We start from the raw sequence: 10,779 nt of genomic DNA on the forward strand, positions 1-10,779 counted from the left end.
CCCCGGCGAAAAGACAGGATAATAGCTCCCGGACAGCTATTCGCCCAGGGTACGTGACAAAACACCACCCGCATGCGTACCCGACAACCCTCCCGCCGCAGATGAGCGGGCGAGTATCACCGTGCCATCACCGACGATCCAGTGAAGTCCGCCGGGGTCCAGAGAGAGGGGGGTAGGCCGCGAGTACACCACTGAAGGCCACTGTGTGGACCAGAACAACCACTTTCGATCGAGAATCCTCTGAGCCGATCGAAAGTGGTTGTTGTCCCCTCTATGGGAGTGCAAAAAGGCTGGGTCGGCCGGTGACACGCCCTCAGTAGACACACATTCTGACCATTAACCCTCCAACAACCAGCAGAACGAAGAAAAACCCCCTGACCTGGTGTTGGTCAGGGGGCGTATCGGTGGAGTTGCCGGGAATTGAACCCGGGTCCTCTGCAACCTCGCCAGGGCTTCTCCGTGCGCAGTCCACGGTGATCTCTACTCGGCTCTCCGGGTCAGGCGGACATGCCCGGATGATGAGCCCAGTCGTCCTGCGATGTCCGCTGCTCGTCCGGACGACGGGACGGCAGCGTCAAGTCCCTTAGCTGATGCCAGGAACCGGGTCAGGGACAAGCCCGGGCTGACAGACACGCTTCGCTGATTAAGCAGCGAGAGCGTAGTCGCGCTGAGTGTTCTTCTCGGCGCCTATAGGTTGCTGCGACGCTTACGGTGGTCTCCAGCCTGCACCGGCACGCTTCCCCTGGCTCGATGTACAGAGTCGAAACCAAATCAACCCCGTGGTCATCGCCGTGCCGCGGTACGCCGAAGCACAGCCCCACCGCCGGAAAGCTCGGCGACGGTAGTAGGTGTAACGCTACCAGATCAACCCTTTATTCCCTTGATCCGTCGACCCATCTCACGGGTCACCTCGCGCTCCTCGGTACGGCGCTTGATGTCCTGGCGCTTGTCGTACTCCTGCTTACCTGTGGCCAGCGCCAACTCGACCTTCATCCGGCCGTCGACGAAGTACAACGACAGCGGTACCAGGGTGTTGTTGCCGTCGCGGACCTTGCCCATCAGCGAGTCGATCTCACCGCGGTGCAGCAGGAGTTTCCGCACCCGCCGTGGGGCGTGGTTCGTCCACGTCCCCTGGGCGTACTCGGGGATGTGCAGGTTACGCAGCCACACTTCGCCGTCGTCGATGGTGGCGAAGGCGTCGACGAGGGACGCCTTGCCCTCGCGCAGCGCCTTGACCTCGGTACCGACCAAGGCGATACCGGCCTCGACGGTGTCGAGAATGCGGTAGTCGTGCCGGGCCTTGCGGTTGGTGGCGACGGTCAACGGCTTACCGCCCTTGCCGCCGGCGACCATGCCGGACTTACCGGCCTTGGCGGTCTTCGCGCCCTTGCTTCGTCCGGAATCCACCGGTGTGCTCTTCTTCGCCATAGCGTCGTCCGAGTTTACCGGTTCGTCCTACGTGGCGGCCATTCCCCGCCCGATCCGGTCCGCCCCCGCTATTTCTTGACGTACCAGCGCAGGGTGACCTGCGCGGTGACCCCGGCGATCAGCGCACCGATGACGACGACGAAGGGGGCGATCACCCATATGTCGCCGGTGGTGATCCGCGCGATGAGGTTGGCGTCGTAGAGCGAGGACAGGGCGGAGTCCAGCAGGGTGGACTTCGCCAGCAGCAGCACACCGACCGAGATCACCGAGCCGATGAGTGAGGCGATGACGGCCTCCAGAACGAACGGGGCCTGGGTGAACCAGCGGGTCGCACCGACCATGCGCATGATGCTGATCTCGTGGCGGCGGGAGAAGGCGGCGAGCTGCACCATGTTCATGATGAGGAACACTGCGGCGACGGCCTGCACGGCGGCGAGCACGAAACTGGCGTTACGCACCGCGTCCAGGTTCTTCGTCGCCCCACGCAGGTCATCACCCTGGTCGACGACGGTGGCGACACCGTCCATCTCCGCGATCTCGTCGATCGCACTGGTGTCCAGCGGATCAGCCAGGCGGACATGCAGCGCGGCCGGGAAGGCGTCCGGCGAGGTCTGCTCGACGAGCAGCGGGTCGGACTCACCGAAGACCTCGACGAAGCGCTGGTAGCTCTGCTCCTTGTTACGGAAGGTCAGGGACTGGACGTCGTCATTGTCCTCCAGTGTGCTGCGGACGTCGGCGCAGGTGGGGCTGGAGCAGTCCAGGTCATCGGCGGAGGTGTCGTCGTCGAGCTGAACCATGACCTCGATGCGGTCGAGGTAGAGCTCCTTGGTGTCGGCGGTCATGTTGGTGATCAGCACACCGGTGGCCAACAGCGCCAGTGAGATGGCCGTGGTGATGATCATGGCGACGGTCATGGTCACGTTGCGGGTCAGCCCGCTGAGGGCTTCCTTGAGGACGAAGCGAATCTTCATGGTGCGTTCTCCCTATCCTCTATCGTCCGACCGCGTAGACGCCGTGGGCGTCGTCACGGACCAGTTTGCCGTTGTGCAGTTCCAGGACGCGCTTGCGCATGGAGTCCACCGCGACATCGTCGTGGGTACTCATCACCACAGTCGTGCCCCCCCGGTTGATCCGGGTGAGCAGGGCCATGATCTCGGCGGAGGTGTCCGGGTCGAGGTTGCCGGTCGGCTCGTCGGCGAGCAGGACGAGCGGACGGTTCACGGTGGCGCGTGCGATGGCGACGCGCTGCTGCTCGCCGCCGGAGAGCTCGTCGGGCATGCGCTGGCCCTTGCCGGCCAGGCCGACCATCTCGAGCACCTCGGGCACGGCCTTGTCGATGGCTTCGCGGCGTCGGCCGGTGACCTCCAGGGCGAAGGCGACGTTGTCGTAGACGTTCTTCTTGGGCAGCAGTCGGAAGTCCTGGAAGACGTAGCCGATCTTCTGGCGCAGCTGTGGGACGCGCCGCTTCGGCAGGGTGTTGACGTGGAAGTCGGCGACGTGCAGGTTGCCGCTGTCGACCTCCTCCTCACGGATCATCAGCTGGAGGAACGTCGACTTACCCGAGCCGGACGGGCCGATGAGGAAGACGAACTCCCCCTTCTCGATGTCCACCGAGATATCCCGCAAGGCGGGGCGGGTCGAGGTCCGGTATGTCTTGGAGACCTTGTCGAAAGTGATCACCCAGCTACCGTACCCGACCACTGTGGCAAATGAAACGGATGTGACTGATGGGGCTGGCGTGGTTGAAGTCCGGAGCTGCCGAGGGCCGACTGCGCGTGGGCTCTCCAATTGGTAGTCTCCGCAAACAATGACTTCATCAGAGAGCTCTCCAGAGAATCCTCAGCCCACGTCCACCGACTCGCCAGACACGTCCCAGAAGCCCCCGACCGGGACAACCGACGCCGCCACGAAGACACGGGCCGAGAAACGGTCCGAGAAGTACCGGGAGAAACACGGGGAGAACCGCACCCCAGGGTTCCTCGGCGTCGTCGAACGCCTCGGCAACCTTCTACCGAACCCCTTCTGGCTGTTCGTCTGCCTGGGCGGCGTCGTCCTCCTACTGAGCTGGATCGGCTCCCTCATCGGCATGTCCGCCGAGGACCCCGAGTCCGGCGAGATCGTCGAGGTCGAGAACCTGCTCAGCGTCGACGGCCTGCAGATGATCGTCACCGACGCGGTAACCAACTTCACCGAGTTCCCGCCACTGGGCGTGATCATCACCGTGATGCTCGGTGTCGCCGTCGCCGAACATGCCGGGCTGATCTCCGCCGCCGTGCGCGGCATGGTCGCCCGCACCGGCCCGAAGACGCTGACCTTCGTTGTCGCACTGACCGCCATCATCGGCTCGGTCGCCTCCGATGCGATCTTCATCATCGTAATCCCGCTGGGCGCGATGGCCTTCAACGCCTTGGGACGCTCCCCCATCGTCGGTGCCGTCGTCGCCTTCGCCGGTTCCGCCGCGGGCTTCGACGCCTCCCTCCTGCTCAACATCACCGATGTGCTGCTGGCCGGTATCTCCACCTCGGCGGCACAGCTGGTCGACTCGAACTACGAGGTCAACCCGCTGTCGAACTACTACTTCGTCATCGGCTCGTCGGTCGTGCTCGCCGGAATCATCACGGTGCTGACCGAGTTCTTCATGGACAAGAAGATCCACCAGATCGTCAACCACGACGCGGTGGACTACAGCCAGGTGAACTTCACCGACGACAAGGGCGAGGTCGTCACCACCCTGAAGCTGAACCCGAGCGAGGTCAAGGGCCTCAAGCTCACCGGCCTGGTGTTCATCGCCTGCATGGCGGTCTACTTCTCGCTGCTGTTCGTCTCCGGCTCCCCGCTGCAGGGCGAGGGCGGCTCGGTGATGGACAGCCCGCTGATCACCAATATCGCGGTGCCGATCGCGGTCATCTTCTTCATCCTGGGTCTGGCCTACGGGCTGACGGTCAAGACCATCACCAAGTCCACGGACGTCCCGGAGTTCATGGCCCAGGGTCTGCAGACCATGCTGCCGATCCTGGTGCTGTTCTTCGTCGTCGCACAGTTCGTCGCCTGGTTCGACGCGTCCAACCTGGGCATCTGGATCTCCATCAAGGGTTCCAATCTGCTGGAGAGCTGGAACCTGCCCACGGTGGTGCTGTTCGCCCTGTTCGTGCTGATGGTGGCGTTCCTCAACCTGATGATCACCTCCGGCTCGGCGCAGTGGGCGCTGATGGCGCCGGTCGTGGTGCCGATGATGATGTACATCGGCATCTCCCCCGAGGTCACCCAGATGCTCTACCGTATCGGCGACTCCGCGACCGCCATCGTCACACCGATGAACCCCTACTTCGCCATGGCCTTCGCCTTCATCCTGAAGTACTACCGGAAGGCCGGGTTGGGCACGATCATGTCGATGATGATCCCCTACTGCCTGGCCATCATGGTCGGCTGGTTCCTGTTCTTCGTCGCCTGGTGGGCGTTGGGGATCCCGCTGGGCCCGGGCGCTCCGATGGAGTACCCGGCGTAGGACGCACGAGGGGCTCGCTAACCCCGGCCTTCCCCGTCACCTCACTCCCACTCTCTGGTGGTTTAGACCCCTACGAACCACCCGGGAGCGGGAGTCAGGTGACCGCGTCAGTGTCGGTGGCGAACTACCGGGAGGCGGAAGTATGAGTGTGAATGTCGGGGTCAGTGGCCGGGGTGGTCGGCCTCATGGGACGAGGAGGCGGAAGTCCCGACCACCCGGTACTGCTGGCGTCCGTCGCGGTCGCGGACCATCACCCCCGCCGTGCGCAGACTGTCCAGGGCGTCCTCCGCAGCACCCGGCTTCTCGTCGGTCAGCGCTCGGCGGCGGGCACGAAGAAGGTTCTCGATGTCCGGATCCAGTCGTCCATCGCCGTCCACCCAGGTGGTGAAGGCGGCATCGAAGGGGTCTGATGCTTCCAGCGCCGGGTAGCCGTGCTCCGCCAGCGCCGCGCGGAGTCCGGCGACCATTTCCTCCTCCAGCCCGCCACGGAACAGTTCACGCCCGTCACTGTCGAGGATGACCATCTCCTTCTGCCCCGCCTGTGCGACGGTGGCGATGCCACCGGCGGCGATGAACCTGTCCGTGCTCTTCGTGTGCACGGTGATGCCGTCGTCAGTGACGTCGATGGTGCCGGCGTCCTCGGCCCAGCTGGCCGCGATGAGGAATCCGGCGACCGCGCCGATGATGGTGAGCACCGGCACCGCCCAGACGAAGGGCAGTTCGGCGGCGAGACGCAGTGGGCCGGGGGCGTCACCGATCAGCCCGAGGAGCCAGGCGACCACGGGGCCGACGATGAAGGCGGCGATCAGTCCGACGACCGCACCACCGGCGGTGAAGATCCAGGTGTACTTTCCCGGGATCGCGATGGTGGTCGGCGCGGCAGAGGCGCCGGATCGTGGGTCGGGAGCAGCTGGTTCAGGCATGGTCGGTCCCTTTCTCGTGAGCGGTGGCAGCGCTGCCGGACCTGCCGGGGTTGCCAGGGTTACCGGGGCTGCCAGGGTTACCGGGGTTGAGATACCCGAGCGCGGTGCGGCGCATCTCGGCGGACGGGTCATGTCCGGGTTCGGCGTTGAGGTAGCAGGCGTCGACAATGGTCAGCAGCCAACCGGCGGTATGCGCCGGATCCAGCGCCGGGTCGACCTGACCTGACTGGATCGCACGGCCCAGCAGGTCCGCCAGCGCCGCATTCTGTAGGGTCGCCGCTTTCTCCGAGGCGGCGATCAGCTCCGGGTCGTGCCCCATGCGCCGCAGTGATTCCACCAGCATGCCCTGGGCGTACGGGTAGGCAGCTTCTGCAGCGAGGGTAGTGAGGATGTCGAGGATGGACGCCAGCGGGTCAGTGGAGTCTCGGTGCTCGGCAAGCAACGTTTCGGCGGTCGGGACGTCCGACTCGAACGGGGCACGGAACAGTGACGCCTTGTCCGGGAAGTAGTAGAAGACACTGGCCGGGCTGATGCCGACCTCCTTCGCCACCTGCGCGACGGAGGTGTTCTCGAAGCCCTGGGTCGCGAAGAGTCTGGCGGCCGCCTCGGCGATCTCCGCCTTCTTCTGCGCGACCTTCTCCGGGTCGACTTTCCTCGCCACTGCGCACCTCTCCCATTAACTGACTGACCAATCAAACAATACCACATCGGGCGCACCAGTCCAGAGCAGCCAGACCCCCCGGAATTGCACGTCTGAAAGCCCTAGCCTGGGAATCAGTAGGCTCGACAGAGGTATCCACACATCTTGAACAGCGGTGCCTGTCATGCACCGGAAAGGTTTACATGAACGAGAACGCCACGGACTCCCTGCGTATCGACTTCCGTTACCTCAGCGAACCTGACATGATCGCCGCCGGCGTCACCGACATCGCCGCCTGCGTCGACACCATGGAGGAGACACTGGTCCTGCTCGCCGACGGCGACTACCGCATGGCCGGAGCGTCCGCGAACTCCCACGGTGCCCAGATCAACTTCCCTGAGAACCCCACCCACGAGGGCATGCCCGCCGACGGTCCCGACCGTCGCTTCATGGCCATGCCCGCCTACCTCGGTGGACGCTTCCGCGCCAGCGGCGTGAAGTGGTACGGGTCGAACACCGACAACCGCAACAAGGGCCTGCCGCGTTCCATCCATCTCTTCACCCTCAACGACGCCGACACCGGCGCCCCGCGTGCCGTGATGTCCGCCAACCTGCTGTCGGCCTACCGCACCGGCGCCGTCCCCGGCGTTGGCGTCAAGCACCTGGCACTGCAGGACGCCGAGACCGTCGGCATCATCGGCCCCGGCGTGATGAGCCGGACGATCCTCTCCGCCGCGATCAGCCAGCGGCCCACCATCAAAAAGGTGAAGGTGAAGGGCCGCTCCGCCGGCTCCACCGAGCGTGCCGCCCAGTGGATCCGGGAGAACCTGCCGCAGATCGAGGACGTCACCGTCGTCGACTCCGAGCAGGAGGCCGTCGAGGGCTCCGACATCCTCATCGCCGGCACCTCCACCTCTCCCGACGGCCCGTCCGGCTTCCCGTACTTCAAGACCGACTGGCTCAAGCCCGGTGCACTGCTGCTCATGCCCGCCGCCGCCCGACTGGACGATGACTTCATCCGCAGCGACAAGGCCAACCTGGTCGTGGACTACACCGGCCTCTACCAGGAGTGGTACGAGGAGAACGGGCCGGACGTCACCTACGAGCAGTTGCTGGGCATCCCCGGTAACCGCTGGTGGGACATGTTCAAGGACGGTTCCCTTCCGGAGGAGAAGCTGGTCAACATCGGGGACATCGCCGCCGGCAAGGCCCCGGGCCGCACCAGTGACGACCAGATCTTCTGCTACTCCATCGGCGGCATGCCCGTCGAGGATGTCGCCTGGGCGTCCGATATCTACGACAATGCCGTGGCCAAGGACATCGGCACCACGCTGAACCTATGGGACAGCCCCGCGCTCACGTAACCGGGCGGCAGGTACCGCCGGTCCTGCCAGTCGCCGCAGCCAACAGCATCACCAACAACATCATCAACAGCATCACCAACCTCACTGTCAGGAGTGACCTCCCCATGGCCGACCAGGCCGTCCCGTCCAACCAACCGCCCCGCAACCAGGCCGACACCCGCCTGTCGGATCCGACGCCGGAGGGGGTGCGACGGTTCATCACCGACAACGGCATCCGCTGGATTGACGTCCGTTTCACCGACGTCCCCGGCACCGAACAGCACCTGTCGGTCCCCGCCGCCGCCTTCGACGAGGAGGCCATGACCGACGGGCTGGCCTTCGACGGTTCCTCGATCAGTGGTTTCACCAGCGTGGAGAAGTCCGACATGCTGCTGCTCCCGGACCTCGCCACCGCCTACATCGACCCCTTCGTGGACTCCACCACGTTGAACATCCAGTTCTTCGTCCACGACCCGCGCACCCGCGAACCGTTCTCCCGCGACCCACGCAATGTGGCGCGCAAGGCCGAGGAATTCCTCGCCTCCACCGGTGTCGCCGACACCTGCTACTTCGGTGCGGAGGCGGAGTTCTACATCTTCGACTCCGTCCGCTTCGACTCCACCAGCAACTCCTCCTTCCACATCGTGGACTCTGAGGAGGGCTGGTGGAACACCGGCAAGCTCACCGACCCGGACGGCACCATCAACCTGGGCCACAAGGTCCGGCAGAAGCGCGGCTACTTCCCCACCGCCCCCTACGACCACCTGCAGAACCTGCGCAACACCATGGCCGACAACCTCATCGACCTCGGCTTCGAGGTGGAGCGCGCCCACCATGAGATGGGCAGTGGTGGCCAGCAGGAGATCAACTACAAGTTCAGCACGCTGCTGCATGCCGCCGATGACCTGCAGACCTTCAAGTACGTCATCAAGAACACCGCGAAGGCGCACAACAAGTCCGCGACCTTCATGCCCAAGCCGCTGGCCGGCGACGGTGGTTCCGGCATGCACATCCACCAGTCGTTGTGGAAGGACGGTGCCCCGCTGTTCTACGACGAGTCCGGCTACGGCGGACTGTCGGACATGGCCCGCCACTACATCGGAGGCCTGCTTAAGCATGCCCCGTCGGTGCTGGCGTTCACCAACCCGACGATGAACTCCTACCACCGGCTGGTCCCCGGCTTCGAGGCACCGACGAACCTGGTGTACTCGGCGGAGAACCGCTCGGCGGCGATCCGTATCCCCGCCACCGGGGCCAGCCCGAAGGCCAAGCGCATCGAGTTCCGCGCACCCGACCCGTCCGGCAACCCCTACCTGGCGTTCACCGCGGCGATGATGGCCGGGTTGGACGGTGTGCTCAACCGGATTGAGCCGACCGCACCGATCGACAAGGACCTCTACGAGCTTCCCCCGGAGGAGGCGGAGGGCATCCCGACCACACCCACCACGCTCGTGGAGTCGCTCAACGCCCTGCGGGAGGACCATGACTTCCTCACCGCTGGCGGCGTGTTCAGTGAGGACCTGATCGAGAGCTACATCGCCGAGAAGATGGACAACGAGATCACCCCGGCGTTGCTGCGTCCGACCACCCTGGACTTCGAGCTGTACTACGACTGCTGAGCGGCCGGCGTCCCTGCGCCCGTCCGCTCGGGGACGATGGCCCGTCGCACCACCACCGCACCGGCGGCAAGGCCCACCACCGCCAGTGCCGCGCTGAGCACATACGGCGCCAGCGTGTCCGCTCCCCCGGTCAACACCGGGGAGAAGCCGATGCCGATGAACAGGGCCACCCCCGTGGCACCGCCGAGTTGATCGGCCGCACGCTGGACGCCGGACGCCGTGGCGTCCGGGGTGAAGCAGATGACCTCGCAGCGGGCGGCCGCCGGGCGACGTGGGAAGAGCTCCTCCCCGTCGACCGTCCACGGGTAGTCGGCCGGGTCGTCCGGCATGGCGATCCTGGTCGAGAAGGACGGGAAACGGTTCTCGAAGACCACCACGTCGTAGTCGTCGGCGGGGATCTCGGTGGGCAGGTTGCCGGGCGTGGTCGGTGCCAGCGGGTTCTCGTTCGCCGGGGACATGAACGTACGGTTGTTGCGGTGGGCGGCGTAGGTGATCCACTCCCCGGTCAGCGGATCTCGACGCATCTCGGACTCGGTCACCGACTCCGGCAGGTCGCGGTGGTCGACAAGCTCCCGGGTGACCTGACCTGACAGGACGCCCGGATCGTCGTCGAAGTAGATCAGTTCCCGGCCGTCGGCCAGGTGGGTGGACGTGATTTTCATGGGATGTCTGCTCAACCGTTCTCCTGTTCAGTGACTTTTTCGATCACGTCGACGCGCCAGGAACACCGCAGGCTCTCACCAGGGACCAGGACGCTGAGGTCGGTACCGGAATTCAGTGCGTCCGGCGGTGCCCACCGCCACCGCCCTGCCGCCCGCACGTCCCGGATAGGGCATGCCGGCGGAGGCGTCCGGTGTGAAGATCTGGACCCAGGACAGTTCCAGGGAGGTTGTCAGCGCCACGCCAGCACCGTCGGGGCCACGCAGGACGAACTGCGGATCCTGCTCAGTCGGCACCAGGTGCAGGCAGTGGTCGAGCAGCGTGCCGGCCAGTGGGTTGTCCCAGTCCGGCAGCACATCCACATCGTCCTGCTCCGGTCCCGCCGGAAGCCCGCGGCCGTCCAGCGGGAGCAACCGGTGGTCCGGGATCATCAGCGTGCAATCGTCGGTCGCCGCTCCCCGCGCCGAGGGATACAGGTGGAATCCGCAGGCCGCGGGCATCGGTGCATCGGTGCATCGGTGCATCGGCATCATTGCGCATCGCGAAGGACGCCTGTAGCCCGGAGTCGTTGACCCGGTAGACCACAGACAGGTGGAAGGGCCAGGGCCAGCCGGGCTCCTCAGCCACCGACAGTTCCAGTTCCACGGTGTCAGGGGTATCT

Annotated in this window: 9 protein-coding genes, 1 other RNA gene and 1 pseudogene; 3 read left to right on the top strand and 8 right to left on the bottom strand. The window is 65.3% G+C overall.

Annotated elements, in window-relative coordinates; translation table 11 throughout:
* Positions 1-402 precede the first annotated feature (402 nt).
* The 4 genes from ssrA to ftsE all read right to left on the bottom strand — a co-directional run bounded on the left by ssrA (position 403) and on the right by ftsE (position 3,108).
* Positions 403-779, bottom strand: a transfer-messenger RNA (tmRNA) gene (gene ssrA / locus ACTXPP_RS13495).
* Positions 780-864: 85 nt separating this feature from the next.
* The gene (gene smpB / locus ACTXPP_RS13500; RefSeq protein ID WP_301496307.1) at positions 865-1,428 is read right to left on the bottom strand and encodes an SsrA-binding protein SmpB; all 564 of its coding nucleotides are present in this window, start codon (positions 1,426-1,428) and stop codon (positions 865-867) included.
* Positions 1,429-1,496: 68 nt separating this feature from the next.
* Complete coding sequence (gene ftsX, locus ACTXPP_RS13505; RefSeq protein ID WP_301496309.1) at positions 1,497-2,399, bottom strand: permease-like cell division protein FtsX; 903 nt, start codon at positions 2,397-2,399, stop codon at positions 1,497-1,499.
* Between the two features lie 19 nt (positions 2,400-2,418).
* Complete coding sequence (ftsE, locus tag ACTXPP_RS13510) at positions 2,419-3,108, bottom strand: cell division ATP-binding protein FtsE (protein ID WP_301496311.1); 690 nt, start codon at positions 3,106-3,108, stop codon at positions 2,419-2,421.
* A 127-nt stretch (positions 3,109-3,235) separates the two neighbouring features.
* Here ftsE and ACTXPP_RS13515 point away from each other — a divergent pair, with 127 nt between their 5' ends.
* Positions 3,236-4,933, top strand: a complete 1,698-nt coding sequence (locus ACTXPP_RS13515) for an AbgT family transporter (RefSeq protein WP_301496313.1) — start codon at positions 3,236-3,238, stop codon at positions 4,931-4,933.
* A 161-nt stretch (positions 4,934-5,094) separates the two neighbouring features.
* Here the strand turns inward: ACTXPP_RS13515 and ACTXPP_RS13520 are convergent, their stop codons facing one another.
* Both ACTXPP_RS13520 and ACTXPP_RS13525 read right to left on the bottom strand, forming a co-directional pair.
* On the bottom strand, positions 5,095-5,856 hold the full coding sequence (locus tag ACTXPP_RS13520; RefSeq protein WP_301496315.1) for a YqeB family protein: 762 nt from the start codon (positions 5,854-5,856) through the stop codon (positions 5,095-5,097).
* Positions 5,849-6,517, bottom strand: coding sequence for a TetR/AcrR family transcriptional regulator (locus ACTXPP_RS13525; RefSeq protein ID WP_301496317.1), 669 nt, complete (start codon positions 6,515-6,517; stop codon positions 5,849-5,851). Before ACTXPP_RS13525 ends, ACTXPP_RS13520 begins: the two co-directional genes overlap by 8 nt.
* A 182-nt stretch (positions 6,518-6,699) precedes the next feature.
* Here ACTXPP_RS13525 and ACTXPP_RS13530 point away from each other — a divergent pair, with 182 nt between their 5' ends.
* Together ACTXPP_RS13530 and glnA are read left to right on the top strand one after the other, a co-directional pair.
* Positions 6,700-7,860, top strand: coding sequence for an ornithine cyclodeaminase family protein (locus ACTXPP_RS13530; protein WP_301496319.1), 1,161 nt, complete (start codon positions 6,700-6,702; stop codon positions 7,858-7,860).
* A gap of 161 nt (positions 7,861-8,021) precedes the next feature.
* Positions 8,022-9,458 carry a type I glutamate--ammonia ligase gene (glnA, locus tag ACTXPP_RS13535; protein ID WP_301520611.1) on the top strand — a complete coding sequence of 479 codons (1,437 nt, stop codon included), beginning with the start codon at positions 8,022-8,024 and terminating at the stop codon, positions 9,456-9,458.
* Between the two features lie 212 nt (positions 9,459-9,670).
* On the opposite strand, the pseudogene ACTXPP_RS13540 reads toward glnA, so the two are convergent.
* Positions 9,671-10,120: pseudogene (locus ACTXPP_RS13540) on the bottom strand (galactose-1-phosphate uridylyltransferase); the annotation flags it as partial.
* A 75-nt stretch (positions 10,121-10,195) separates the two neighbouring features.
* Complete coding sequence (locus ACTXPP_RS13545; protein WP_301496322.1) at positions 10,196-10,642, bottom strand: aldose epimerase family protein; 447 nt, start codon at positions 10,640-10,642, stop codon at positions 10,196-10,198.
* Between the last annotated feature and the right edge of the window lie 137 nt (positions 10,643-10,779).

This window comes from Candidatus Corynebacterium faecigallinarum (assembly GCF_052264515.1).
GTDB classification, from domain to species: domain Bacteria; phylum Actinomycetota; class Actinomycetes; order Mycobacteriales; family Mycobacteriaceae; genus Corynebacterium; species Corynebacterium faecigallinarum.